We start from the raw sequence: 24,516 nt of genomic DNA on the forward strand, positions 1-24,516 counted from the left end.
AGGAGCCCAAGGAGTACATCCCATGTCCCATCCGGAAGCGGGCCGAGGCGCCTCGGTGCGCCGCGTGCTCGCGGTGATCCCCGCGCGCGGCGGCTCCAAGGGCGTCCCCGCGAAGAACCTCCTCCCCGTCGGCGGTGTCCCGCTGGTGGCGCGGGCGGTGCGCGAGTGCCGCGCCGCCCGGCTCGTCACGGACGTCGTGGTCTCCACCGACGACCAGGCCATCGCGGCCGCCGCCCGCCAGGCCGGCGCCGAGGTCGTCCTGCGGCCCGCCGCCATCGCCGGCGACACGGCCACCTCCGAGGCCGCCGTCCTGCACGCCATGGACGCGCACGAGGCCCTGCACGGAGCGGTCGTGGACGTCGTGCTGCTGGTGCAGTGCACCAGCCCGTTCATCACCCGCGAGGACGTGGACGGCGTCGCCGCCGCCATCGTCGAGAACGGCGCCGACACGGCCCTGACCGTGGCCCCGTTCCACGGCTTCGTCTGGCGCGACGCCGAGGACGAGGTCGCCGCCGGCACCGTCGCGGAGGCCGACGCGGCCACGGGCGGCGGCTACGGCGTCAACCACGACAAGTCCTTCCGCCCCCGCCGTCAGGACCGCCCCCAGGACCTGCTGGAAACCGGCGCCGCCTACGCCATGGAGGCGGCCGGGTTCCGCAAGCACCAGCACCGCTTCTTCGGCCGGACCGAACTGGTCCGCACCGACGCCGCGCGCGTGCTGGAGGTCGACGACCCGCACGACCTGGCCCGCGCCCGGGCCCTCGCGCCGCTCTTCGACGCGGACCGGCCCGGCGCGCTCCCGACCGCCGACGACATCGACGCGGTCGTCCTCGACTTCGACGGCACCCAGACCGACGACCGGGTGCTGGTCGACTCCGAAGGACGGGAGTTCGTCTCCGTGCACCGCGGGGACGGACTCGGCATCGCGGCCCTCCGCAGGAGCGGCCTGAAGATGCTGATCCTGTCCACGGAACAGAACCCTGTGGTCGCCGCCCGGGCCCGGAAGCTCAAGCTCCCGGTGCTGCACGGCATCGACCGCAAGGACCTCGCGCTGAAGCAGTGGTGCGAGGAGCAGGGCATCGCGCCGGAGCGCGTGCTCTACGTCGGCAACGACGTCAATGACCTCCCGTGCTTCGCCCTCGTGGGCTGGCCCGTGGCGGTCGCGAGCGCCCACGACGTCGTGCGCGGCGCCGCACGCGCGGTCACCACCGTCCCCGGTGGCGACGGCGCGATCCGAGAGATCGCCAGCTGGATCCTCGGCCCCTCTCTCGATTCCCTCACCAAGTAAGGACATCTCTGCCATGAGCACCAACTCCCGTATCCGCCGCTTCGGTTCGCGCGAGGTCGGCCCGGGCCGTCCGGTCTACGTCTGCGGTGAGATCGGCATCAACCACAACGGCGAGCTCGAGAACGCCTTCAAGCTGATCGACGCCGCCGCCGAGGCCGGCTGCGACGCCGTCAAGTTCCAGAAGCGCACCCCCGAGATCTGCACCCCGCGCGACCAGTGGGACATCGAGCGTGACACCCCCTGGGGCCGGATGACCTACATCGACTACCGCCACCGCGTGGAGTTCGGCGAGGACGAGTACCGCGCCATCGACGACTACTGCAAGTCGAAGAACATCGACTGGTTCGCCTCCCCGTGGGACACCGAGGCCGTCGCCTTCCTGGAGAAGTTCGACGTCCCCGCCCACAAGGTCGCCTCCGCCTCCCTCACGGACGACGAGCTGCTGCGCGCCCTGCGCGGCACGGGCCGCGCCGTAATCCTCTCCACCGGCATGTCGACCCCGAAGCAGATCCGCCACGCGGTCGAGGTCCTCGGCTCCGACAACATCCTGATGTGCCACGCCACGTCGACCTACCCGGCGAAGGCCGAGGAGCTCAACCTCCGCGTGATCAACACGCTGGAGAAGGAGTTCCCGAACGTCCCGATCGGCTACTCCGGCCACGAGACGGGCCTCCAGACCACGCTGGCCGCGGTCGCCCTGGGCGCCACCTTCGTCGAGCGTCACATCACCCTCGACCGCGCCATGTGGGGCTCGGACCAGGCCGCCTCCGTGGAGCCGCAGGGCCTCACCCGCCTCGTCCGCGACATCCGCACCATCGAGGCCTCCCTCGGCGACGGCGTCAAGAAGGTCTACGAGTCCGAGCTGGCCCCGATGAAGAAGCTGCGCCGCGTCGCCGGTGTGGTCGCCGAGGCGGAGATCGCCGACGCGGCGGGCGAGCCGGTCGGCGTCTGAGCCCACACCCCCCACAACCCCCCTTACGACGGGACGGTCGTACGTCGATGAGCCCCCGCGCCGGGAACGCCGGCCCCCACACTCTCGCGTTCGTCGAGAGTCCGGTACAGCTGCTGAACGTGCTGGAGTGGGCGCACGCGCATGCGCCCGGCGTGGGGCTCACCCTCGTGGTGCTGTCACCCGTCGACCCGATGACGCGCGGCCAGCTGCGGCGGATGTCCGACCTGGCCCGCGACGAGGGCCACGAGGTCCGCTGGGAGGAGGCGCGCGGCGGCCCCTTGGCGCCCTTCCAGACCATCGGCGGCCTGGCCGGCCTGCTCCGCAGGGCGCGCCGGGTGGTGCTGGGGGACCCCTTCTCCCGCTACGTCCAGCTGCTGCTGACGATCACCAGCGTCCGCGACCTGGTCGTCGTCGACGACGGCACCGCGACCATGGAGTTCGTCGGCCAGCTGGCCCGGGGCGAACGGCTGGTGCGCTGGCACCGCAAGGGCGGCCGCCCCGGCCCGCGGGACCTGATCTTCGCGCCGGTGTCGGCCTCGGCCCGCCGCCGACTGACCCCGGGCGGCAACCGCAACGTCGAGATCTTCTCCTCCATGCCGATGGAGGAGACCCCGGCGGGCGTCACCGTCAGCGCCAACGACTTCGCCTGGACCCGGACCCGCTTCGGCCCGCCCCGCATCACCAAGGGCGCCGACATGGTCGGCACGTCCCTGGTGGAGACGGGCGTGGTCGACGACGACCGCTACCTGGAGGCCGTCCGCGCCCTGGCCAGGGCCCACGGCGCCACCCGCTACTTCGCCCACCGCCGCGAGGGCACGGACAAGCTCCGCCGGCTCTCGGCGGAGACGGGCCTGGAGATCGTCCGCCCCGAACTCCCCCTCGAGCTGATCGCCCGCCGCGGCCCCATCGGCCGGACGATCCTCAGCTTCCCCTCCACGGTCGTCCACACCCTCCCCCTCGCCCTCTCCGGTACTGGGGTCCGCGTCGCGGTCTGCGACATCGACCCGACCTGGCTGACCGACCACGCCTCCCCTCGCGCCCAGGGCTTCCTGTCGGGGGTGACGGGGGCGGCGCGGGATGTGCAGCGGTTGTCCACGACGGGGGCGGGAACGGGGGATACGGAAGGTGTGACTGGTTCGACCGGTCCGGGGGGCGCGACCGGCCCGGCGGGTCCCGTCGGTCCCGGGGGACGGACGGGTTCGGCGGCTTCCGAGGGACCGACTGGCCCGGCGGATGCGACTGGCCCGGGGAGTTTCACGGGCACGGGCATGACGGGCCCGGCCGGGACGGCGGACCCGACGGGCATGGCCGGCCCAGCCGGAACAGCGGGTGCGGCGGACATGGTCGGCCCGTCCGGTGCGGCAGGCTCGGCCGGTATGGCCGGCCCGACGGGTGCGGTGGCTGCCGGCTGAGGGCCTCGGGCGCCGGCCGAGTCAGGCGGACGGCCAGGCGGCGAGGCGATTCAAGCAGACCTGGTGGGCCCGGCGGCCGGACAGGTCGGGCGCGACGGGCCGAAGGCCCTGCGGCGGCACGGGCGCCGGCAGGCACGATCGGTGTTCCGACCGCGACGGGTTCGGGCATGCACCGGCGACCTCAGGCGCGCTCCGAGGAGGGCTCGCGTACCGGCAGGGGCGGTCATGCACCGCTGTAGGCGGGCTCACGCACACACCAGGGCGGGCTCGCGCACGGCACGGGCGCGCACTCTAGGGCGGCTCACAAAGCCCCGGCCAGCGCTCACGCTCCGGCGGACGCCGGCTTGCGGGCCAGCAGGAACGCCCGGGGGCGTTGCTCCTCGCCCTCGGCCTCCCGCAGCACACGTGAGTGGAGCTCCAGGCCGGCCCTCGTGAGGTGCGCCGCGACGGTCTCCGGGGTGCGCCAGTGGAAGTCGAGGGAGATCTCCTGCCCGAAGCGCTCGGTGAGGTGCGCCCGGCCGTCCTCCGTACCGGACTGGAACCCGAGCAGCACGGGCGCACCCGGCACCAGGACGCGGTGGAACCCGGCGAAGACCGAGGGCAGATGGTCGTCGGGCACGTGGATGATCGAGTACAGCGCGACGATGCCGCCGAGCGTCTCGTCCGGCAGGTCCAGGGCCGTCATGGAACCGACGTGGAACCGCAGTCCCGGATGCGCCCGGCGGGCCAGGGCCACCATGCGGGGTGAGACGTCCACCCCGAACACCGGCAGGCCCGACTCGTGCAGCCGGGCCGCCACATACCCGGGCCCGCTGCCGATATCGGCGACCGGGGGCTGCACCGGCGCTCCGGGGGCACGTACCAGGTCGACGAAGGCCGTCAGCAGGGCTCGCTCCAGCGGCTTTCCGGCCAGACTGTCCGGGAACCCGGCGGCGTAGTCCTCGGCGATGGCGTCGTACGAGGCCTGGGTGGACTGGACGAAGTCGGGGCTGTCGGCGCGCACGGGGCGCACACTATCGGGACCGTGCGTCCGCCAGACGAACGAGGCCGTGTTCCCCGCGCAGGGCGTGGTATCCGTGGAGGAGGATGGATGGACACCGGCGCCGTGAGTCGGGTGTGGCCGATGTCACACGCCGTGGGTTGTGGTGACCGGCTCGGCCCTGAAGACGGGCGAGTTTACCCATCGCAGTTGATAGCTATGCGTTCGGCGGTCATATTTTCTTCCCCGAACGGGTTGAAATTTTGTTGATCGAGGGTCGGATGGCCGCCCTGGCGCCCTACCCTTCAGAGGGTGAAGCAATTGATGTCATTGGAGTCCGAGGTCGATCTTCCCGCGGGAGCCGTGCTTCCCGGCGCGCTGCCCGACGCTCTGCGCGCCGAGCTCATCGCGTTCCGACGCGACCTGCACATGCACCCGGAGCTGGGCAACCAGGAGTTCCGCACGACAGCCGCGATCAAGGAGCGGCTCGAGCGGGCCGGCCTCAAGCCGCGCGTACTCGCCGTCGGGACAGGACTCGTCTGTGACATCGGCGTAGAGGGCGAACAGTGGGACGGCGGCCCCAGCATGCTCGCCATGCGGGCCGACATCGACGGCCTGCCCATCCCCGACATGAAGAGCGATTGCCCGTACCGCTCGACCGTGCCCGACCGCGCGCACGCCTGCGGTCACGACGTGCACACCACCGTCGTCCTCGGTGCCGGGCTCGTCCTCGCCGAACTGCACAAGCGGGGTCTGCTGCCCCGCCCCGTCCGGCTGATCTTCCAGCCCGCCGAGGAGGTCCTGCCCGGCGGTGCCGCCGACGTCATCAAGTGCGGGGCGCTGGAGGGGGTCGGCGCGATCATCGCCGTGCACTGCGACCCCCGGGTGGACGCGGGGCAGGTCGGGCTCCGGGAGGGGCCGATCACCTCCGCCTGCGACCGGCTGGAGATCGCCCTGAACGGCCCGGGCGGGCACACGGCACGCCCCCACCTCACGACCGACCTGGTCACCGCGGCCGCCCGCGTCGTCACGGACGTGCCGGCCCTGGTCGGCCGGCGCTTCGACAGCCGGAGCGGGCTCGCCATCACCTGGGGCCGCGTCGAGTCCGGGCACGCGCCCAACGTCATCCCGCAGCACGCCGAGCTCTCCGGCACGGTGCGGTGCCTCGACATCGAGGCGTGGCGGCAGGCTCCCGACGTCGTGGTCGCCGCGATCGACGAGATCGCCAACCTGTACCGCGCCAAGTCGGAGATCAACTACGTCCGCGGCGTCCCGCCCGTCGTCAACGAGCCCGGCGTGACCGAGCTGCTGCGCGACGCCATGATCGCCCGACGCGGCGTCGACTCGGTCGTCGGCACGGAGCAGAGCCTCGGCGGCGAGGACTTCTCCTGGTACCTGGAACACGTCCCCGGCGCCATGGCCCGCCTGGGCGTTCGCGCCCCCGGCGAACGCCAGGTGCGCGACCTCCACCAGGGCGACTTCGACGTGGACGAGTCCGCGATCAAGGTAGGCGTGGAACTCTTCACCGCCGCGGCCCTGGTCAACGGGCTCCGCTAGGCCAGGTGCCGTGACCGCCCGGCGGGCGGTCACCTGTGGTTACGGAGGAAGGCGGGGATCTCGCCGCGGGTCGGGTGGTTCGGCAGCGGTGCGGGCTCGTTTTCGAGGAATGCGGTGATGACGGCGGCGGCTCGGTCGTTGTTGTCGTCGAGGCCGTTCCACATGTGGTGTCCGACACCGGGCATGTACTGCGTGCGCTGGACGGCGGGGTTTTCGGCAAGGACGGCTGTGGCCCATTGGCGGACCTGTGAGGAGCATTCGGCGATCATCAGCATCGCGGGGGTCCGGGAGTGCCTCAGCCGCGGGGCGATGGAGGGAGAGTCCTTGATCGTCTGCTGGACGCGGAGGCTGGCGGCGGGGCTGAAGGAGAAGTTCTCCGCCGTGTCCTCGACGGGGATGCGGTGCGCGTCGCGCGCGCAGTAGCTGGATGCGGTGTCGCTGCCGAGATCGGCGGCGGTGAGCGCGTTGTCGCCCTCTGCCTGTCCTATCAGCCCGGTGTCGGGGGTCAGGAGCCCGAGTCGCATGAGGCCCAACGCGACGGCGTACCGGGGAACATGCGTCGACCGCGGTCCGGTCATGGCCGGTGCGAGGCCGCGCGCGGATTCCCGGCCCTTGTGCCCGGCGATGCGCGCGGTGGGGCCGTCCATCGGGCCGGGCTCGGCGATGATCGCCCGGTGAAAGCGCGCCGCGACGCCCGGATCGGCCAGGGCTCGCGTGAGCACGACCCCGCCTGAGGAGAATCCGAGGATGTCGACCCTGCCCTTGCCCAGGCGATCGACGAAGGCGGCGAGATCGCGGACCGACCTGGAGATCGTGTACTGGCCCATGGGGAGCAGATCGCTCCGGCCCCCGCCGGCCTGCTCGTAGGCGTAGACGTCGTAGCCCTGTCGCGCCAGGAGCTGCAGGAACCTGTGGTCAAGCACCGAGATGCCGCGAACCGGTCCGCCATTGAGGTACACGAGCGGAACGGGGCGTCGGGCGCCGGTGTTCGCGGGCGGGTAGTGATACACCGCCACCCGGCTGCCGGTGGCCAGGCTCCAGTGCTGCGTGGCGACGAAAGGCAGGTCGGGCGGGTATTGCCGTCCCGTGGGAACCGTCGGGACGCATACCGACGCCGTCAATGCCGCCGCGACGACCACCGGTAGGAACGGCACGAGCCGAGCCGACCTCGTACGGCGCCGGCCCCGCCACAGTGCGGCGGCAGTCGCGATTCCCAGGGTCGTCAGCCACGCGGGGAGCCCCGAGCCCGCCCCGTCCGTGAGGACGACGAGCGCCAGGAAGAGGGCGACCAGCCCGGCGATGGCGGCCAAGGCCAGCACCAGGCGACCGGCTAATCGGACGGGACGTGTCACGGACATCGGCATGAGGGTCTCCCACCGTTTCAGAACGTTATTTCAGAACGTCGTTTCAGAACGACGTTATCAGAGTGGGTAAGCTGTTCGTCGTGGGTAGGCCGAGAACGAACGACGAGACCGTCAAAGAGCGGCTCGTGGCATGCGCGATCGAGATGCTCGCCACCCGTCCGCGGGAGTCGGTCACGGTCCGCGCCCTGGCCACTGCCGCCGGGACGTCGACGACCGCGGTGTACTCCCTGTTCGGCGGCAAGGACGGGCTGATCGGCGAGGTGCGCAACAGAGCCGTGGCCGGCCTGTTCGAGGAAGTGGCCGCAGTGCCGACCTCCGCGGACCCGCTTGCCGACCTCTGCGCACTGGCCGCCGCGTACCGTCGATGGGGACGCGAGCACAGCCACCTCTACACGGTGCTGTTCGGCGGTGTGCAATCCTTCGACCCGTCCGGCGCGGTCGGCGCCAGTGACCCCGTCCGGCCGCTCCTCGCGGCGATCGATCGCGGCTTGACTGACTCCGTCCTCGCCGGCGAGGCGACGTCCATCGCCCTTTCGATCTGGGTGACACTGCACGGGCTGGTTACGCTCGAACTGGCTGGAGCCTTCGACGCGGCCACGGCCGAGGCCACCTTCGGATCGACGCTCCACGCGGCGCTGCGCGGCTGGACGACCCCCGCGGTGTTCAGTGGGCTCCGGCGCGCCGAGTCCGCTCAGTAGTTCGCCTTCCCGGAGCCTCCGGTTGCGGCCGGAGCGCCCCAGGGGCAGCCTGGTGCGCGTGACGAGCAGGCATGCGCCGTGTGCCCGAGTACACCTTTCGACCCCGTTCGCTCCCGTGGTTCACAAGGGCGTAACCGGCCATCGGCACGAATGGATAACGGCCCCGCAGCGAACCGTTCCCAGGAGTGTCTACGCGCGTTAATGTGCGCCGAACCGAGCACCCGCTGCGGGGCTTTGGAGAATGGGGAACTTCACGATGCGTCGGATTTCCAAACTGACCCGCGTCGCGGTGGGGGTCGCGTCGCTCGGGCTCGTCGCCACGGCGTGTGGCGGCACCAGTGGTGACAGTGGTGACAGCGACAGCAAGGACCGTGGCATCGCCATCGCCTACGACATCGGCGGCAAGGGTGACCAGTCCTTCAACGACGCCGCCTACGCGGGCCTGACGAAGGCCAAGGAAGAGTTCGGCTACCAGACGGCCGACATCGAGCCCACCGAGGGCGAGACGAGCGCCGACAAGGAGCAGCGCCTCGTCTCGCTGGCCCGGCAGGGCTACAACCCGGTCATCGGCGTCGGGTTCGTCTACGGTCCGGCGATGAAGGCCGCGGCCGCCAAGTACCCGGACACCACCTTCGGCATTGTGGACTCCGTGGTCGAGGCCAAGAACGTCGCCTCCCTCGTCTTCGCCGAGGAGCAGGCCTCGTACCTCGCCGGTGTCGCCGCCGCCAAGGCCACGAAGAGCGACATCGTCGGCTTCGTGGGCGGTGTGGACATCCCGCTGATCCACAAGTTCGAGGCCGGCTACAAGCAGGGTGTCGAAGACACCAAGCCCGGGGTGAAGGTCCTGTCTCAGTACCTCACCCAGACGGCCGAGGAGGGCGGTTTCTCCAGCCCCGACAAGGGCAAGGCAGCCGCCGAGGGACAGATCGAGAAGAAGGCCGACGTGCTCTACGCGGCCGCCGGCCTCTCCGGGCAGGGCGTCATCGAGGCCGCCGCCAAGGCGAAGGTCTGGGCGATCGGCGTCGACTCCGACCAGTACAAGCAGGCCGCCCTCGCCCCGTACAAGAACTACATCCTCACCTCCGCCCTCAAGGACGTCGGCGGAGCGGTCTACGCGCTGGCCAAGTCCGTCCAGGACGACAAGCCCCTGAACGGCACCCAGACCTTCGACCTGAAGGTCAACGGCGTGGGCCTGTCCGAGGCGAACCCCGAGTACGCCAAGGTCCCGGGCCTGAAGGCGGCCGTGGACAAGGCCAAGGAAGGCATCAACGACGGTTCCATCAAGGTCAAGACCGAGTAGTACGTCAACGGCGTCAACGGTCTGCGACAGCCGGAGCGGGCGGGCACCCTGGGTGCCCGCCCGCTCCGCCGTTCCCGCGGAAACCAGGAGTCAGGGTGCCGGGAACCGGGAACCGGATCACCCAGCGCCACCCTCCGTTCGCAGTCGGCAACGCCCCGGCCAAGGCCCGGTGATGGCTTGGCCACGGGCGCATAACAAGGTGGACAGAAGGGGTTTTCAGGCAGGTCTACGCGCGTTAATCTGCGGCGAAGCCAGCGCCGAAGCTGAACCGTCCCGGCGCTATGCGGCCCCGGTAGTACGACAGGAGCACCCACACATGCGCCGGATTTCCCGGATCACGGTCGCAGGCGCAGCGACCGCCTCCCTGGCCCTCGCCCTCTCCGCCTGCGGCAGCACCTCGACCTCCGGGTCGTCGGACTCGAAGGGGGACAAGGGTCTCGCCATCGCGTACGACGTCGGTGGCAAGGGTGACCAGTCCTTCAACGACGCCGCGTACGCGGGTCTGGAGCAGGCGCAGAAGGAGTTCGGCTACGAGACGGCCGACGTCGAGCCCACCGAGGGCGAGACGGACGCCGACAAGGAGCAGCGCCTGGTCTCGCTGGCGAAGCAGGGCCACAACCCCGTCATCGGTGTCGGCTACGCGTACGCCGCTGCCGTGAAGGGTGCCGCGGAGAAGTTCCCGAAGACCACCTTCGGCATCGTCGACGACGCCACGATCAACACCAAGAACGTCGCCGACCTCGTCTTCAGCGAGGAGCAGGCCTCGTACCTGGCCGGTGTCGCCGCCGCCAAGAGCACCAAGTCGAACGTCGTCGGCTTCGTCGGCGGTGTGGACATCCCGCTGATCCACAAGTTCCAGGCGGGCTTCGCGCAGGGCGTCAAGGACACGAACCCGAAGGTGAAGGTCCTCTCCCAGTACCTCACCCAGACGGCCGAGGAGGGTGGTTTCTCCAGCCCCGACAAGGGCAAGACGGCCGCCGAGGGCCAGATCGAGAAGAAGGCCGACGTCGTCTACGCGGCCGCCGGCCTGTCCGGTCAGGGTGTGATCGAGGCCGCCGCCGCCAAGAAGGTGTGGGCCATCGGTGTGGACTCCGACCAGTACAAGCAGGCGGCCCTCGCCAAGTACAAGGACTTCATCCTCACCTCGGCGATGAAGGATGTCGCCAAGGCGGTGTACAACCTGGCGAAGTCGGTCGAGGACGGCAAGCCCGAGACCGGTATCGTTCGTGGCGATCTGAAGACCGGCGAGGTGGGCCTGTCGGACTCCAACCCGAAGTTCGCGGACGACGCCGAGCTTCAGGAAGCCATCAAGACGGCCAAGGAGAAGATCATCAGCGGCGAGATCAAGGTCAAGAGCAGCTGACGACCGACTGCCTCGAAGCAGGCGGTAACCCCCGGGGTTACGTCCGCTCGACGGGGTACGGGGAGGCTGGCTCCTCGTACCCCGTTGTCGCGGTGCGTCGGCCCCTTTGTATGCCGTAGGGGCGCTACGCGCGTAGACGACCCCCGTCCCCAGGAGAGTGCGCCATCAACGCGTCCAGCAGCCCTCCGGCCGGAGCGGCGGTCAAGGAATCGGTGACCGCCGTCGAGCTCGCCGGGATCACGAAGCGTTTCCCGGGCGTCGTGGCCAACCACGACATCCACCTCAGCGTCCGCAAGGGCACCGTGCACGCCCTCGTCGGCGAGAACGGGGCCGGCAAGTCGACGCTGATGAAGATCCTCTACGGCATGCAGAAGCCGGACGAGGGCACCATCGCCGTCGAGGGCGAGCAGGTCAGCTTCTCGTCGCCGGCCGACGCCATCGTCCGCGGCATCGGCATGGTCCACCAGCACTTCATGCTCGCCGACAACCTCACGGTCCTCGAGAACGTCGTGCTCGGCAGCGAGAAGCTGTACGGCATCGGCGCCAAGGCCCGCCGCAAGATCAAGGAACTCTCCGAGCGCTACGGCCTCGACGTCAAGCCCGACCTCCTGGTCGAGGAGCTCGGCGTCGCCGCCCGCCAGCGCGTGGAGATCCTCAAGGTCCTCTACCGCGGCGCCCGCACCCTCATCCTGGACGAGCCGACCGCCGTGCTCGTGCCGCAGGAGGTCGACGCCCTCTTCGCCAACCTGCGCGAACTGAGGTCCGAGGGCCTGTCGGTCATCTTCATCTCGCACAAGCTCGGCGAGGTGCTCTCCGTCGCCGACGAGATCACGGTCATCCGCCGCGGCACCACCGTCGGTACGGCCGTCCCCGCCGACACCACCCCGCGCCAGCTCGCGGAGATGATGGTCGGCAGCGAGCTGCCCACGCCCGAGACGGCCGAGTCCACGGTCACCGACCGACCGGTCATCGCCGTCGACGGGCTCCGCCTGGCCGCACCGGGCGGCAAGGCCCTCCTCGACGACATCAGCTTCACCATCCACGCGGGCGAGGTCCTCGGCATCGCCGGTGTCGAGGGCAACGGCCAGACCGAGCTGGTCGACGCGCTCATCGGCCTGCGGTCCGCCGACTCCGGCACCATCCGGCTCGCCGACGAGGAGATCACCGCCTGGCCCACCCGCAGGCGCCGGGAGCAGGGCATCGGCTACATCCCCGAGGACCGCCACCGCCACGGCCTGCTCCTGGAGGCACCCCTCTGGGAGAACCGTATCCTCGGCCACGTCACCGAGAAGCCCCTCGCCAAGGGCGTCTGGCTGGACCCGAAGGCGGCCCAGGAGGACACCCGCCGGATCGTCACGGAGTACGACGTCCGTACCCCCGGCATCGACGTCACCGCCGCCTCCCTGTCCGGCGGCAACCAGCAGAAGCTGATCGTCGGCCGCGAGATGAGCCACAAGCCGCGCTTCCTGATCGCCGCCCACCCCACCCGGGGCGTGGACGTCGGTGCCCAGGCCGCCATCTGGGACCACATCCGCGAGGCCCGCCGCGAGGGCCTGGCCGTCCTGCTGATCTCCGCCGACCTGGACGAGCTCATCGGCCTGTCCGACACCCTGCGCGTGATCTACAACGGCAAGCTGGTCGCGGACGCCGACCCGGCCGCCATCACCCCTGAGGAGCTCGGCTCGGCCATGACCGGTGCCGCCACCGGGCACCTCGAGCACGAAGAGACCCCCGAGACCTCGAAGGCCGACGCCCCCGAGTCTCCGGAAGACGAGGCCCGCTGATGAAGAAGTTCGACAGGGAGCGCGTGCTCCTCGCGGTGGCCGGACCGGTCATCGCGCTCGCCGTGGCCTTCGCCCTGACCTCGATCGTGCTGGTCGCGTCGGGCCAGAACCCGGTCGAGCCGTACGCCTTGATGTTCGAGCAGCTCAGCTTCTCGGACATCCAGGTCCTGATCATCAACCAGGCCTCGATGTACTACATCGCGGCGCTCTCGGTGGCCATCGGCTTCCGGATGAACCTGTTCAACATCGGCGTCGACGGCCAGTACCAGCTCGGCGCGATGCTGGCCGCGATCGTCGGCGCCCACGTCGCGCTGCCGGCCGCCCTCCAGGTTCCGCTGCTGCTCCTGACCGCCGTCCTCACCGGCGCCTTCTGGGCCGGCATCGCCGGTGTCCTCAAGGTCACCCGCGGTGTCAGCGAGGTCGTCGCCACGATCATGCTCAACGCGATCGCCACCTCCGTGATCGCCTACCTGTGGCTGCCGAACGTCTTCGGTGTGAAGGTCGGCAACAACAACACCACCGGCGAGATGCACGAGTCCGGCTGGATCCCCGGCATCCCCATGGGCGCGGCCGGCGAGATCTACGGCCTGGTGCTGCTCGCCGTCCTGCTCGGCATCGGCTACTGGGTCGTCCTCAACCGCACCCGCTTCGGCTTCGACCTGCGCGCCTCCGGCGCTTCGCAGACCGCCGCCGCGGCCAGCGGTGTGGACCCCAAGCGCATGGTGCTCAGCGCCATGCTGATCTCCGGCGGCATCGCGGGCCTGGCCGGTCTGCCGATCCTGCTCGGCGACACCCACACCTACAGCCTGAACTTCCCCACGGGCATCGGCTTCCTCGGCATCGGCATCGCCCTGCTCGGCCGCAACAGCCCCGTGGGCATCGCCTTCGCCGCCCTGCTGTGGGCCTGGCTCGACAAGGCCTCGCCCGAGCTGGACTTCCACGGCTACGACAAGGAGATCGCGGTCATCATGCAGGGCCTGATCGTGCTCTCGGTCGTCGTCTCCTACGAGGCCGTCCGCGAGTGGGGTCTGCGCCGCCAGCAGCGCCGGGTCGGCGCCGAACTGGCCGCCGGTCACGTCCTCGGCAACACCAACACCACGAAGGAGGTGGCTGGCCGATGACCACCGCGACCGACCTCAACCAGCCCACGCTGCAGCCCGCGGCGCCGACCGGCCGCCGCCTGTCGTTGCCCGTCCTGCTGCTGATCATCGCCGGCGGACTGGCGCTCACCTCGATCGTCCGCCTCATCACGGGCGCCGACGGCATCACCAACGTCAGCCAGATGTCCACCGCGCTCCAGCTCGCCGTGCCGATCGGCCTCGCCGGTCTCGGCGGTCTGTGGGCCGAGCGCGCGGGCGTGGTCAACATCGGCCTCGAGGGCATGATGATCCTCGGCACCTGGTTCGGCGCCTGGGCCGGCTTCCAGTGGGGCCCGTGGACCGGTGTCCTGGTGGGCATCGCGGGCGGCGCGATCGGCGGTCTGCTGCACGCCTTCGTGACCGTCACCTTCAACGTCAACCACATCGTCTCCGGTGTGGCCATCAACATCCTCGCCCTCGGCGCCACCCGCTACCTCGCGCCCCTCGCCTTCGAGGGCCACACGGGCGGCTCGGCCAAGCAGTCCCCGGCGGTCGACTCCCTCGGCAGCTTCACGGTGCCGGGCCTGTCCGACGCGCTCAGGGACCTCAACAACCAGGGCTGGTTCTTCATCTCCGACATCGCCGGCCTGCTCGGCGGCCTGGTCACCAACGTCTCCTGGCTGACCCTGATCGCCGTCGCGCTGATCCCCGGCACCTGGTGGGTGCTGTGGCGCACGGCGTTCGGCCTGCGGCTGCGCTCCTGCGGCGAGAACCCGGTCGCCGCCGAGTCCCTCGGCGTCAACGTCTACAAGTACAAGTACATCGCGGTGGTCGTCTCCGGCGGTCTGGCCGGCCTCGGTGGCGTCTTCCTGTCGATCGTCGCGAACCCCTTCTACCTGGAGGGCCAGGTCAGCGGCCGCGGCTTCATCGGCCTCGCGGCGATGATCTTCGGCAACTGGATGCCGGGCGGCCTCGCCCTCGGCGCGGGCCTGTTCGGCTACACCGACAGCCTCAACCTGCGCGGCGGTTCCGCCAACGTCCACGCCCTGCTGCTGCTCGGCGCGCTGCTGCTGGTCATCGGCGCCATCTGGCTCGTGGTCCGCAAGAAGTACGTCCCGGCCGTGGTGACCCTGATCGCCGGCGCCCTGGTGTTCACCTGGTACGCGACCACCGACGAGGTCCCCAACCAGGTCGTCTCCGCCACGCCGTACGTCATCACCCTGGTGGTCCTCGCCCTGTCCGCCCAGCGCCTGCGGATGCCGAGGGCGAACGGCATGCCGTACCGGAAGGGGCAGGGCAAGTGACCGGCGGCGGCCCGGACGTCGACTGGGAGAAGCTGCGCGCGGTGGCCCGGGACGCCATGTCCCGGGCATACGCCCCCTACTCCGGTTACCCGGTCGGCGTGGCCGCCCTGGTCGACGACGGCCGGATCATCTCCGGCTGCAACGTCGAGAACGCCTCGTACGGGCTCGGCCTGTGCGCCGAGTGCGGCCTGGTCTCCGAGCTGCACAACACCGGCGGCGGCCGGCTGACGCACTTCACGTGCGTCGACCGCGACGGCGCCACGCTCGTGCCGTGCGGCCGCTGCCGACAGCTGCTGCACGAGTTCGGCGGCCCGGAGCTGCTGCTGGAGACCCCGGCGGGGATCCTGCCGCTGTCGGAGATGCTGCCCCAGGCCTTCGGCCCGGAGCACCTCACCAAGTAATGCCCGTGCGGCCCCCCTGAGTTGCTCACGCGACCGGCTCAGGGGGGCCGTACGGCTTCTGGAACCCTCGGAAGGAAGCCCAAGCCATGGCCATGGACGCCATCTCCGTCATCCGCACCAAGCGGGACCGCGGCGAACTCAGCGACGAGCAGATCGACTGGGTCATCGACGCGTACACCCGCGGGGAGGTGGCCGACGAGCAGATGTCGGCCCTCGCGATGGCCATCCTGCTCAACGGCATGAACCGCCGGGAGATCGCCCGCTGGACGGCCGCGATGATCGCCTCCGGCGAGCGCATGGACTTCTCGTCCCTGTCCCGCCCGACCGCCGACAAGCACTCCACGGGCGGCGTCGGCGACAAGATAACGCTGCCGCTGGCCCCCCTGGTCGCCGCGTGCGGCGCCGCCGTCCCCCAGCTCTCGGGCCGCGGCCTCGGCCACACCGGCGGCACCCTGGACAAGCTGGAGTCCATCCCCGGCTGGCGTGCGCTGCTGTCCAACGAGGAGATGCTGAACGTCCTCGACACCACCGGCGCGGTGATCTGCGCGGCGGGCGACGGCCTGGCCCCCGCCGACAAGAAGCTCTACGCCCTGCGGGACGTCACCGGCACGGTCGAGGCGATCCCGCTGATCGCCTCCTCGATCATGTCCAAGAAGATCGCGGAGGGCACGGGCTCGCTGGTCCTCGACGTGAAGGTGGGCACGGGCGCCTTCATGAAGACGCTGGAGGACGCCCGCGAACTGGCCTCCACCATGGTCGGCCTGGGCACGGACCACGGCGTGAAGACGGTCGCGCTCCTCACGGACATGTCGACCCCGCTCGGCCTGACGGCCGGAAACGCGCTGGAGGTCCGCGAGTCGGTGGAGGTCCTGGCCGGCGGCGGCCCGGCGGACGTGGTCGAGCTGACGATCGCCCTGGCCCGCGAGATGCTGGACGCCGCCGGAGTGAGGGACGCCGACCCGGCGAAGGCCCTGGCCGACGGCTCCGCGATGGACGTGTGGCGCCGCATGATCACGGCCCAGGGCGGCGACCCGGACGCGGAGCTGCCGGTGGCCCGCGAGCAGCACGTGATCAAGGCCCCGGCCTCGGGCGTCCTCACCCGCCTCGACGCCTACGACATAGGCGTCGCGGCCTGGCGCCTGGGCGCGGGCCGCGCCCGCAAGGAGGACCCGGTCCAGGCCGGCGCGGGCGTCGAGATGCACGCCAAGCCGGGCGACACGGTGAGCGAGGGCCAGCCCCTGCTGACCCTGCACACGGACACGCCGGAACGCTTCGAGTACGCGCTGGACGCGGTCGAGGGCTCGTACGACATCGCCGCGCCGGGGACGGACTTCACGGCGTCGCCGGTGGTGTTGGAACGTATCGCCTGAGCTGGGGTTTTCTCGTTTGGGTGAACGGGACTGGTGGACCCGCACCAGTCCCGTTCGGCATGCTGGGATCGGTGACGCACTGATTGGAGAACCGCCATGAGCGCACTCACCGTCGACCACTCGACGGCCAGCGGCCACGAGTGGGACGACCTCGTTCGGATCTGGCAGGAGACGGACGCACCCGAGGGCTGCAAGGTGGAGATCATCGAGGGGATCGTCACCGTGGCACCACCGCCGTCCAATGCCCACAACGACATCGCTGACCTGGTTCAGCGAGCCCTGTACGAGGTCATTCCCAGGCATTGGGGCATCTACCAGACACTGGGCACGGCGGTCCCGTCTCGTGACGGGCTCTACATCCCTGATCTCGCAATCGCCCCCAGGCAGGTGCTGCGTGACGAGGGCGGTAACTTCATCCCAGCGGCTGCCGCTGAACTCATCGTCGAGATCACGTCCAAGTCAAATGCGGCCCACGACCGGATCAAGAAGGCCGCAGGTTACGCCCAGGCCGGTGTTCCGCTGTATCTGCTCATCGACGGCTGGGCTCCTGGCGGTCCCACGATCACGCTTTACGGCGAACCGCAAAGGGACGTCTACCGGGTTTTGCAGGCAGGCAAGTTCGGAGAACGCATCACACTGCCGGAGCCCTTCGGCCTGGAACTCGACACCAGAGAGTTCCCGGAGAAGTGAGTCACCCGAGAAGCGCCGCCACCACCACCAGAACCGGCACCGCCAACACCGTCGACAACAAGATCGCCTCCCTCGCCAGCACCTCCCCCACCCGATAACTGCTCGCGTACGTGAACAGGTTCTGCGCCGCCGGAAGCGCCGACGTCACCACCACGTCGAGCAGCAAGGCCCCGTGCAGGCCGAAGACGCCCGCTGCGAGGGCCCAGGCGACCAGGGGCTGGATGACCGCCTTGAGGGTCACGGCGAGGAGGACAGGGGCCCGTTCCGCGCCGCGCAGCGGGAGCGTGCTGCCGCGCAGTGAGATGCCGAAGGCCAGCAGCACCGCGGGGACCGACATGTTGCCGATGAGGGTCAGGGGGTCCATCAGGGGACCCGGCACCGTGAGGCCCGACGCCGACGCCGCCACACCGGCCAGGGAGCCCAGGGCTATCGGATTGCGCAGGGGCGTGAGCAGCCGTTGCCACAGGGGCCGCTTCTCGCCGCCGCTCGCCAGGTCCAGGATCGTCAGCGCCACCGGCGTGACGCCCACCAGCTGGAACAGCAGCACCGGCGCGACCAGTGACGCGTCGCCCAGCACGTACACCGCGATCGGGATGCCGAGGTTCCCCGAGTTGACGTAGCTGGAGCACAGCGCGCCGATCGTCGTCCGGCCCACGCCCCAGCCGCGCGCGGCACCCACCGCCACGAAGACACCCGCCACCGCCGCCGTGCTCATCGCCGTGACCAGCAGCCGGTCGGAGAAGATCACCGACAGGTCGGCCCGGGCGAGCGTGGTGAAGAGCAGGGCCGGAGACGCCACGTGGAAGGCCAGCTTCGTCAGGACCTCGCGCCCGCCGCCGCCCAGATATCCCCGGCGGCCGATCAGATAGCCGACCCCGATGACGACCGCGATGACCGCGAAGCCGCTCAGCACTCCCTGCACGGGGTCCCCTCACCGGCGACACGGGCATCGGACAGCGCGGGAGGGGCAGATGCATGGGGCATGCAGCCAACCCTCCGGGGAAGGCCGTACCGAGGTCAATGTGATCCTTACGGCGCCGAGAGGACGGACAGCCGCGATGAGTTACCGCCGCCCGCCCGGTCTACCGATCGTGGACGCCATGACACCCCCCGTGCTCGTGCTCCCCGGCCCTGTCTCCCGGGACGAGGTGAGCGGACTGAGCGACGACGTGAGGGCACTGCTGCAAGCCGGCCGTGCCCGGGTCGTGGTGTGCGACGTCGGAGGCCTCGGGCCGCCGGGGCTCGCCGCCGTGGACCTGCTCGCACGCCTCCAGCTCGCCGCCCGCAGGGCCGGGGGCCGGATCAGACTGCGCGACCCCGATCCGGCCCTACGCGCCCTGCTCGACCTGGTCGGTCTCCGCTTCGAGGTGGAGGGGCAGGTCGAAGAGCGGGAACCAGCGCTGGGTGTCGAGGAAGCAGTGGAACCCGGTGATCCGGCCGTCTGAGATCTCCAGCACCTGGACCGCCCACGGCGAGAAGCCGCCCTTCTCCGGGTCGGGCTTGTACTGGGCGAACCCCGGCAGGCCGTTGACCTGGACCGGCACCAGCCGGGAACCCGCGCAGGGCGCGCCCAGGGTGGTCATGAAGCCGGTGATGTCGCCGACGCCGGTCAGCCACAGGTCGAACGGCGGCATCGTCATCACCGCGTCCTCGTGCAGCAGAGCCGTCAGCGCCGTCATGTCGTAGCCCTCGAAGGCCGCAACGTAGCGGTCCAGCAGCTTCTGCTGGTCCTCGTCCAGCGGGTCGGAGACGGTCGCGTCGGCGCCCGGCTCCTTCCGCTCGGCCAGGGTCGCGCGGGCCCGCTGGAGGGCGCTGTTGACCGACGCCACGGACGTGCCCAGCAGCTCGGCGACCTCGCTGGCCTTCCAGGCCAGCACCTCGCGCAGGATCAGCACGGCCCGCTGCTTGGCCGGCAGCTGCTGAAGAGCGGCCATGAAGGCGAGCCGCACGGACTCCTTGGCGATCGCCGCCTCCGCCGGGTCGTCGGTCGTGGGCAGCACACGGGCGTCCGGCATGGGCTCCAGCCAGGTGTTGTCCGGGCGGGGGGTGAGGGCCGCCTGGGCGAGCGGGGTGGACTCGGTCAGGTCCATGGGCCTGGCGCGCTTGTTGCCCGCGGTCAGCATGTCCAGGCACACGTTGGTCGCGATGCGGTAGAGCCAGGAGCGGAGGCTGGAGCGGCCCTCGAACTTGTCGTAGCTGCGCCAGGCACGGATCATCGTGTCCTGCACCGCGTCCTCGGCCTCGAACGAGGAGCCGAGCATCCGGTAGCAGTACCCCGTCAGCTCCGTCCGGTGTGCTTCCAGCCTGGTGTCCAGATCTGTTGGTGTCGCCGTGCCGTTCGTCATCGTCCACCCACCCCTGTGGAATTTCTGTCACGCGCCATCGCGCCCAGCACTTCGGAAGCTACCGCAGCGCACTGACAACGGCCCCCCGAGCGCACAAACGCGCAGGCAGGAGCAGTGCTTCAGACCAGCTGTTTCACCGACATGAGCAGATGCCGGTGCTCCCCGGCCGTCTCCCCGGCCCCCTCGGCGGCCCCGTCGCCCGGCACCGCGTGCAGCAGTGCGCGCTGCCCCGTCCCCAGCAGTTCCAGCCGTACGCGCGGGCTCTCGAAGGACGTCAGCGCGTCCAGCAGATAGGCCGGGTTGAAGGCCACGGGCACCTCGTCGGCACCGGTCAGCGTGGCCGGCAGCCGCTGGGCCGCCACGTCGTCGCCGTAGCCGGCGCGGAGCATGACGGACCCGTCGGACGAGAAGTCCAGCCGCACCGGACTGTTCGTCTCCGCCACCACCGCGACCCGCCGCACGGCTTCCGCGAGCTCCTCGCACGCCACCTCGGCGACCGCGGCCCCCGCCATGTCGAACAGCGACTTGTACGCCGGCAGCCGCCCGTCCAGGAGCCGCAGCGCCGTCCGCGTCCGTCCGCCCTCGAAGCCGATCAGTCCGCCGCCGGCTGCCGGGTCCCACGCGATCAGCACGTCACCGCAGCGCCCCAGCGACCGCGCGACATCCAGCAAGGGCCGCGCCGGCAGCAGCGCATCCACCACACCGTCGGCCGCCGCCCCCGGCTGCCACTCCAGCCGCCGCACGGCGTACCGGTAGCGGTCCGAAGCGGCCAGTGTCATCCGCCCGTCCTCCAGGCGCAGTTGGACGCCCGTCAACAGCGGCAGCGTGTCGTCGCGACCGGCCGCGACGGCGACCTGGGCGACGGCCGTCGCGAACGCGGCGGCGTCCACCGTGCCGTACGGCGCGGGCGGCGCCGGCAGGGCCGGGTACTCGGCCAGGGGCAGCGTCGACAGCCCGAACCGCGTACCGTCCGCCTCCACCGTGAACCGCGACGCCTCCAGCGCGCAGCTCACCGGCCCCTCCGGCAGCACCCGGCAGACGTCCAGCAGCCGCCGCCCCGGGACGAGCACCCGCCCGGGCACCGCGACCTCCGCGTCGGCCTCCACCCGTACCGCCGCCTCGAAGTCGAACCCCGTCACGGCCAGCCGTCCCGCGTCCGCCTCCAGCAGCAGCCCGCTCAGCACCGGCACCGGCGTCCGGGCGGGCAGCGCCCGTACCGCCCGGCCCACGGCCTCGGCGAACGCCGCACGGTCGATGCGGAACTCCATGGAAAATCCCCCTGGTCGAATCCGGTGGTCAGCAGACGCGGACGTTATCCGCGCCCACTGACAACCGGCTCCGACCAGGGGGAACGACCCGGACGCCGGGCTCAGGCGGCGGTGGCCAGCCGTCGCTGCATCCGTGCCGCCCGCGTCCCGAAGACCGTGATCGTGACGACGCCCAGGACCGCCAGCAGGCCGACCCCGACGGTCCCGGCCCAGCCGCCCGCGTGGAAGGCGATCGCGCCGACCGTGCTGCCCGCGCTGGAGCCGATGTAGTACGCCGACTGGTAGAGCGCCGAGGCCTGTGCGCGGCCGGTCGTGGCCGTCTTGCTCACCGCCGAGGACGCCACCGCGTGGCCCGCGAAGAAGCCCGCCGTGATGAGGACCAGGCCCAGCAGGACCAGCGGGAGGGAGCCGGCCAGGGACAGCAGCAGACCCGCCGCCGTCGTGCCGCCGCCCGCGTACAGCGCGCCCCGGCGGCCCAGCCGGCCCACCAGGCGGCCGGCCGTCGACGCCGACACGGTGCCGACGAGGTACACCAGGAAGACCGAGCCGATGATGCCCTGCGGCAGCGAGAACGGTGCCTCGGTCAGCCGGTAGCCGATGACCGTGTACACGCCGCCGAACACCGTCATGAACAGCGCGCCGATCGCGTACAGCCGGCACAGCAGCGGGTTGGACAGGTGGTCACGGACCGTCCGGGCCAGCACGCGCGGGCGCAGTGAGCCGGCCTTGAAGTTCCTCGGGGCGGGGAGCAGCAGCCGGAAGGCCACCGCACACGCCACCGCGAGCGCGCCGATCACACCGACGGCGACCCGCCAGCCCCACTCCTGGGCGACCCAGCCGGTGATGACCCGGCCGCTCATCCCGCCGACGCTGTTGCCCGCGACGAACAGTCCGATCGCGGTGACCAGCGCCCTGGGGCTGACCTCCTCCGCGAGGTACGCCGTCGCCGACGCGGGCAGCCCGGCCAGGGCCGCGCCCTGGAGCGCCCGCAGCACGACCAGGACACCCAGCGACGGGGCGAAGGGCACCAGCAGTCCGACGGTCACCGCCACGGCCAGCGAGGCCGTCATGACCGTACGCCGTCCGAAGCGCTCCGACAGGGCGCTCATCGGCAGCACGAACAGCGCCAGCCCGCCCGTCGCGGCGGCCACCGTCCAGCTCGCGTCGCTCGCCGCCACCCCGAAGTCGCCGGAGATCAGCGGGAGCAGCGCCTGCGTGGAGTACAGCAGCGCGAAGGTCGCGACACCCGCGAGGAAGAGGGCGAAACTCATCCGGCGGTAGCCGGGCCCGCCCGGGGACATGCGTGAGTCGGCGGCAGGGACAGAGGCATCGGCGCCCACGATGGTGGACGCCCCGGTACTGGCGGGAGACATGCCTCGAAACTACGTACGCGCGCACTGATCCGTCCAATGCATGGAACCGCCATAATCGTTCCCATGGTGCATCAACACAGTTCAACGGCTCGGCTGTCACCGTCCAGTGACACAGAAGACATGGCGGAGATGTCGAAGGTGCTGGCGCCCCGCCTCGCGTACTTCGCCGGCGTCGCCCGCACCGAGCACGTCACCCGCGCCGCCCAGGAGATGAACGTCCCCCAGTCGACCCTCTCCCGCGCCATGGTCCGCCTGGAGCAGGACCTCGGCGTGGACCTCTTCGCCCGCCACGGCCGTACGGTCTCCCTCACTCCGGCCGGACGCACCTTCCTCACTTCCGTCGAACGTGCCCTGGCCGAGGTCGAGCGCGCCGCCGAGGAGGTCCGGGCCGACGCCGACCCCGCCACCGGCAAGGTCGCTTTCGGCTTCCTGCACACCATGGGCGCCGAGACGGTCCCGGGCCTCCTCCAGGCCTTCCGCGCCGACCATCCGCGCGTCCGCTTCAGCCTCGTCCAGAACTACGGCGAGGCCATGCTCGAACGCCTCCGCGCCGGCGATCTGGACCTGTGCCTGACGTCCCCCGTGCCCGACGCCCCCGACCTGGTCGCCCGCCGCCTCGACGAACAGAAACTCCGCCTCGTCGTCCCCGCGGACCACTCCCTGGCGGGTCGCCGCCGCATCCGCCTCGCCGAGGCCGCGGACGAAATGTTCGTCACCCTGGAACCCGGCTACGGCCTCCGCCGCATCACCGACGACCTCTGCCAGGAGGCCGGCTTCAAGCCCCGCGTCGCCTTCGAGGGCGAGGAGGCGGAAACCCTGCGGGGCCTGGTGGCGGCGGGCCTCGGGGTCGCCCTCCTGCCCCCACCGGCCGTCCCGCGCCCGGGGGTGGTGGAGCTGACGGTCACGGCCCCCCGAGCGGCCCGCGAGATCGGCGTGGCCTGGCTGGAAGGCCACCCGGACACACCCCCGGTGGCGGCCTTCAAAAGGTTCCTGCTCTCAAGAAGAGGCAGCTTGTTGCCGACCTGAGGGGCGCGGGGCTGTGTTCAATATGCGGCTCCGCCGCTTGGGCGCGACAAGCCACGGCGGACCCGCACAGGCCAATGGACGACCACCCCCGCGGCGCTACCGCCTCGAAGGACTGAACCCCGCAGCCAACGGCATCCGCAACCCCAACGGCGGCGGCGCGGCAAAAGCGTCCCGCACAGGCCGGGACACGGCCCGCCCGAACAGGGCCCCCATCACGAAGTCCTCGGCCAGCGCGAGCACTTCGTCCCGGTACTGACTCAACCCGTGCCCGTCCGCGTGCACTTCGAACCGGCACACATCCCGATTCGCCTTCTTCGCCCGCGCCGCCAGCCGGAACGACAACTCGGGGTCCGTCCGCCCGTCGTTCGTGCCGTGCACGATCAGCACCTGCCGTCCCACCAGCTGTTTCACCGGTTCGGGTGGCGCGGCCACATCCTCCTCCGGCAGCCAGGGGGCGAGCGCCAGCACGGAGTTGACGGCCTCGTGCCCAGCCGCCCGCAACCCGGCCCGGCCGCCCATCCCGGTGCCGGCGAGGCAGACGGGAACGTCTCCGTAACGCCGTACGACCTCGTCGGCGGCCCAGGCCGCGTCGGCCGCGAGGTTGGCCTCGCTGCCGTTCCAGCCGCGGTAGCGGTAGTGCACGACGTGGGTGACGAGACCCTCGTCCCGGCCCGCGCGGGCCAGGCGGCGCCCGAGGGCGCGTACGGAGGCGGTCGCCACCATGGGGGACGGCCTGCGGCCGGAGACCTCGTCGCCGCCGGGGAGCAGCAGCACCACGCCGCTCACCGCCGACGGCCCCGGACCGAATGTCCTGCCCAGCCGGGCCCTGCGAACCGGCGTCGGTTGGTGTGCCATGACAGAACAGTGTCAGAAGCACGGGTGTACTCGACCCGTCCTCGGGGTCACCGTTACGTATCGACGGAAACGTAAAGGACCGAGGACGCGCGATCTACGCGCGTAGGA

General features: G+C 71.0%; 21 protein-coding genes and 1 pseudogene. 15 read left to right on the plus strand and 7 right to left on the minus strand.

The features are described from left to right. Positions 1-22: 22 nt before the first annotated feature. From ABFX81_RS16675 to ABFX81_RS16685, 3 genes and pseudogenes are all read left to right on the plus strand, one after another. The gene (locus ABFX81_RS16675; RefSeq protein ID WP_086848714.1) at positions 23-1,288 is read left to right on the plus strand and encodes a cytidylyltransferase domain-containing protein; all 1,266 of its coding nucleotides are present in this window, start codon (positions 23-25) and stop codon (positions 1,286-1,288) included. A gap of 13 nt (positions 1,289-1,301) precedes the next feature. Continuing rightward, positions 1,302-2,240: an N-acetylneuraminate synthase family protein gene (locus ABFX81_RS16680; RefSeq protein ID WP_086848716.1), complete on the plus strand. Its 939-nt coding sequence runs from the start codon at positions 1,302-1,304 to the stop codon at positions 2,238-2,240. A gap of 47 nt (positions 2,241-2,287) precedes the next feature. Next, positions 2,288-3,346: pseudogene (locus tag ABFX81_RS16685) on the plus strand (ferritin family protein); the annotation flags it as partial. Between the two features lie 628 nt (positions 3,347-3,974). Here ABFX81_RS16685 and ABFX81_RS16690 read toward each other — a convergent pair. After that, positions 3,975-4,655 (minus strand): methyltransferase domain-containing protein, encoded by a 681-nt coding sequence (locus ABFX81_RS16690; protein WP_086854189.1) that lies wholly within the window; start codon positions 4,653-4,655, stop codon positions 3,975-3,977. Between the two features lie 300 nt (positions 4,656-4,955). Here ABFX81_RS16690 and ABFX81_RS16695 point away from each other — a divergent pair, with 300 nt between their 5' ends. Beyond that, the gene (locus ABFX81_RS16695; RefSeq protein ID WP_086854188.1) at positions 4,956-6,188 is read left to right on the plus strand and encodes an amidohydrolase; all 1,233 of its coding nucleotides are present in this window, start codon (positions 4,956-4,958) and stop codon (positions 6,186-6,188) included. Positions 6,189-6,217: 29 nt separating this feature from the next. On the opposite strand, the gene ABFX81_RS16700 is transcribed toward ABFX81_RS16695, so the two are convergent. Further along, positions 6,218-7,552, minus strand: coding sequence for an alpha/beta fold hydrolase (locus ABFX81_RS16700; protein ID WP_086854187.1), 1,335 nt, complete (start codon positions 7,550-7,552; stop codon positions 6,218-6,220). Positions 7,553-7,632: 80 nt separating this feature from the next. Between ABFX81_RS16700 and ABFX81_RS16705 the strand changes: the two genes are divergently transcribed. The 9 genes from ABFX81_RS16705 (at position 7,633) to ABFX81_RS16745 (ending at position 17,541) form a co-directional block, all read left to right on the plus strand. Continuing rightward, positions 7,633-8,250, plus strand: a complete 618-nt coding sequence (locus ABFX81_RS16705) for a WHG domain-containing protein (RefSeq protein ID WP_086854192.1) — start codon at positions 7,633-7,635, stop codon at positions 8,248-8,250. A 256-nt stretch (positions 8,251-8,506) separates the two neighbouring features. Next, positions 8,507-9,550 (plus strand): BMP family ABC transporter substrate-binding protein, encoded by a 1,044-nt coding sequence (locus ABFX81_RS16710; protein WP_086854191.1) that lies wholly within the window; start codon positions 8,507-8,509, stop codon positions 9,548-9,550. A 316-nt stretch (positions 9,551-9,866) separates the two neighbouring features. Next, on the plus strand, positions 9,867-10,913 hold the full coding sequence (locus tag ABFX81_RS16715) for a BMP family ABC transporter substrate-binding protein (RefSeq protein WP_086854186.1): 1,047 nt from the start codon (positions 9,867-9,869) through the stop codon (positions 10,911-10,913). A gap of 212 nt (positions 10,914-11,125) precedes the next feature. Then, complete coding sequence (locus tag ABFX81_RS16720) at positions 11,126-12,697, plus strand: ATP-binding cassette domain-containing protein (RefSeq protein WP_086854185.1); 1,572 nt, start codon at positions 11,126-11,128, stop codon at positions 12,695-12,697. Continuing rightward, on the plus strand, positions 12,697-13,818 hold the full coding sequence (locus ABFX81_RS16725; protein WP_086854184.1) for an ABC transporter permease subunit: 1,122 nt from the start codon (positions 12,697-12,699) through the stop codon (positions 13,816-13,818). Before ABFX81_RS16720 ends, ABFX81_RS16725 begins: the two co-directional genes overlap by 1 nt. Then, positions 13,815-15,080 carry an ABC transporter permease subunit gene (locus ABFX81_RS16730; protein WP_086854183.1) on the plus strand — a complete coding sequence of 422 codons (1,266 nt, stop codon included), beginning with the start codon at positions 13,815-13,817 and terminating at the stop codon, positions 15,078-15,080. The genes ABFX81_RS16725 and ABFX81_RS16730 overlap by 4 nt, the downstream gene beginning before the upstream one ends. After that, complete coding sequence (locus ABFX81_RS16735; protein WP_086854182.1) at positions 15,077-15,481, plus strand: cytidine deaminase; 405 nt, start codon at positions 15,077-15,079, stop codon at positions 15,479-15,481. Before ABFX81_RS16730 ends, ABFX81_RS16735 begins: the two co-directional genes overlap by 4 nt. Positions 15,482-15,573: 92 nt before the next feature. Then, positions 15,574-16,851, plus strand: a complete 1,278-nt coding sequence (locus tag ABFX81_RS16740; RefSeq protein WP_346138375.1) for a thymidine phosphorylase — start codon at positions 15,574-15,576, stop codon at positions 16,849-16,851. Between the two features lie 96 nt (positions 16,852-16,947). Beyond that, positions 16,948-17,541: a Uma2 family endonuclease gene (locus tag ABFX81_RS16745; RefSeq protein WP_086854180.1), complete on the plus strand. Its 594-nt coding sequence runs from the start codon at positions 16,948-16,950 to the stop codon at positions 17,539-17,541. Between the two features lies 1 nt (position 17,542). On the opposite strand, the gene ABFX81_RS16750 is transcribed toward ABFX81_RS16745, so the two are convergent. Then, positions 17,543-18,463: an AEC family transporter gene (locus ABFX81_RS16750; RefSeq protein WP_086854179.1), complete on the minus strand. Its 921-nt coding sequence runs from the start codon at positions 18,461-18,463 to the stop codon at positions 17,543-17,545. Between the two features lie 136 nt (positions 18,464-18,599). Here ABFX81_RS16750 and ABFX81_RS16755 point away from each other — a divergent pair, with 136 nt between their 5' ends. After that, a complete protein-coding gene (locus ABFX81_RS16755; RefSeq protein ID WP_381041967.1) occupies positions 18,600-18,986 on the plus strand; it encodes an STAS domain-containing protein in 387 nt (128 codons plus the stop codon). Here the strand turns inward: ABFX81_RS16755 and ABFX81_RS16760 are convergent. From ABFX81_RS16760 to ABFX81_RS16770, 3 genes are all read right to left on the minus strand, one after another. Then, positions 18,870-19,886, minus strand: coding sequence for an RNA polymerase subunit sigma-70 (locus ABFX81_RS16760; protein ID WP_086854178.1), 1,017 nt, complete (start codon positions 19,884-19,886; stop codon positions 18,870-18,872). The two genes, ABFX81_RS16755 and ABFX81_RS16760, sit on opposite strands and share 117 nt — an antisense overlap. A 119-nt stretch (positions 19,887-20,005) precedes the next feature. After that, positions 20,006-21,154: a DNA polymerase III subunit beta gene (dnaN, locus tag ABFX81_RS16765; RefSeq protein WP_086854177.1), complete on the minus strand. Its 1,149-nt coding sequence runs from the start codon at positions 21,152-21,154 to the stop codon at positions 20,006-20,008. Between the two features lie 101 nt (positions 21,155-21,255). Beyond that, positions 21,256-22,527 (minus strand): MFS transporter, encoded by a 1,272-nt coding sequence (locus ABFX81_RS16770; RefSeq protein WP_086854176.1) that lies wholly within the window; start codon positions 22,525-22,527, stop codon positions 21,256-21,258. Positions 22,528-22,590: 63 nt separating this feature from the next. On the opposite strand from ABFX81_RS16770, the gene ABFX81_RS16775 reads away from it, so the two are divergent. Continuing rightward, positions 22,591-23,553 (plus strand): LysR substrate-binding domain-containing protein, encoded by a 963-nt coding sequence (locus ABFX81_RS16775; protein WP_086854175.1) that lies wholly within the window; start codon positions 22,591-22,593, stop codon positions 23,551-23,553. A 96-nt stretch (positions 23,554-23,649) separates the two neighbouring features. On the opposite strand, the gene ABFX81_RS16780 is transcribed toward ABFX81_RS16775, so the two are convergent. Then, complete coding sequence (locus ABFX81_RS16780) at positions 23,650-24,408, minus strand: alpha/beta hydrolase (RefSeq protein ID WP_086854174.1); 759 nt, start codon at positions 24,406-24,408, stop codon at positions 23,650-23,652. Positions 24,409-24,516: the final 108 nt, after the last annotated feature.

Origin of the sequence: Streptomyces coeruleofuscus (genome assembly GCF_039532725.1) — a bacterium.
In the GTDB taxonomy this organism is placed as follows: domain Bacteria; phylum Actinomycetota; class Actinomycetes; order Streptomycetales; family Streptomycetaceae; genus Streptomyces; species Streptomyces coeruleofuscus.

Bases quoted from the DNA above. Each gene is read 5' to 3' on its own strand.
- ABFX81_RS16745 (WP_086854180.1), top strand. From the start codon at position 16,948: ATGAGCGCACTCACCGTCGACCACTCGACGGCCAGCGGCCACGAGTGG.
- ABFX81_RS16725 (WP_086854184.1), top strand. From the start codon at position 12,697: ATGAAGAAGTTCGACAGGGAGCGCGTGCTCCTCGCGGTGGCCGGACCG.
- ABFX81_RS16695 (WP_086854188.1), top strand. From the start codon at position 4,956: ATGTCATTGGAGTCCGAGGTCGATCTTCCCGCGGGAGCCGTGCTTCCC.
- ABFX81_RS16755 (WP_381041967.1), top strand. From the start codon at position 18,600: ATGAGTTACCGCCGCCCGCCCGGTCTACCGATCGTGGACGCCATGACA.
- ABFX81_RS16775 (WP_086854175.1), top strand. From the start codon at position 22,591: ATGGTGCATCAACACAGTTCAACGGCTCGGCTGTCACCGTCCAGTGAC.
- ABFX81_RS16675 (WP_086848714.1), top strand. From the start codon at position 23: ATGTCCCATCCGGAAGCGGGCCGAGGCGCCTCGGTGCGCCGCGTGCTC.
- ABFX81_RS16760 (WP_086854178.1), bottom strand. From the start codon at position 19,886: ATGACGAACGGCACGGCGACACCAACAGATCTGGACACCAGGCTGGAA.
- ABFX81_RS16700 (WP_086854187.1), bottom strand. From the start codon at position 7,552: ATGCCGATGTCCGTGACACGTCCCGTCCGATTAGCCGGTCGCCTGGTG.
- ABFX81_RS16715 (WP_086854186.1), top strand. From the start codon at position 9,867: ATGCGCCGGATTTCCCGGATCACGGTCGCAGGCGCAGCGACCGCCTCC.
- ABFX81_RS16680 (WP_086848716.1), top strand. From the start codon at position 1,302: ATGAGCACCAACTCCCGTATCCGCCGCTTCGGTTCGCGCGAGGTCGGC.
- ABFX81_RS16730 (WP_086854183.1), top strand. From the start codon at position 13,815: ATGACCACCGCGACCGACCTCAACCAGCCCACGCTGCAGCCCGCGGCG.
- ABFX81_RS16780 (WP_086854174.1), bottom strand. From the start codon at position 24,408: ATGGCACACCAACCGACGCCGGTTCGCAGGGCCCGGCTGGGCAGGACA.
- ABFX81_RS16710 (WP_086854191.1), top strand. From the start codon at position 8,507: ATGCGTCGGATTTCCAAACTGACCCGCGTCGCGGTGGGGGTCGCGTCG.
- ABFX81_RS16770 (WP_086854176.1), bottom strand. From the start codon at position 22,527: ATGTCTCCCGCCAGTACCGGGGCGTCCACCATCGTGGGCGCCGATGCC.
- dnaN (WP_086854177.1), bottom strand. From the start codon at position 21,154: ATGGAGTTCCGCATCGACCGTGCGGCGTTCGCCGAGGCCGTGGGCCGG.
- ABFX81_RS16740 (WP_346138375.1), top strand. From the start codon at position 15,574: ATGGACGCCATCTCCGTCATCCGCACCAAGCGGGACCGCGGCGAACTC.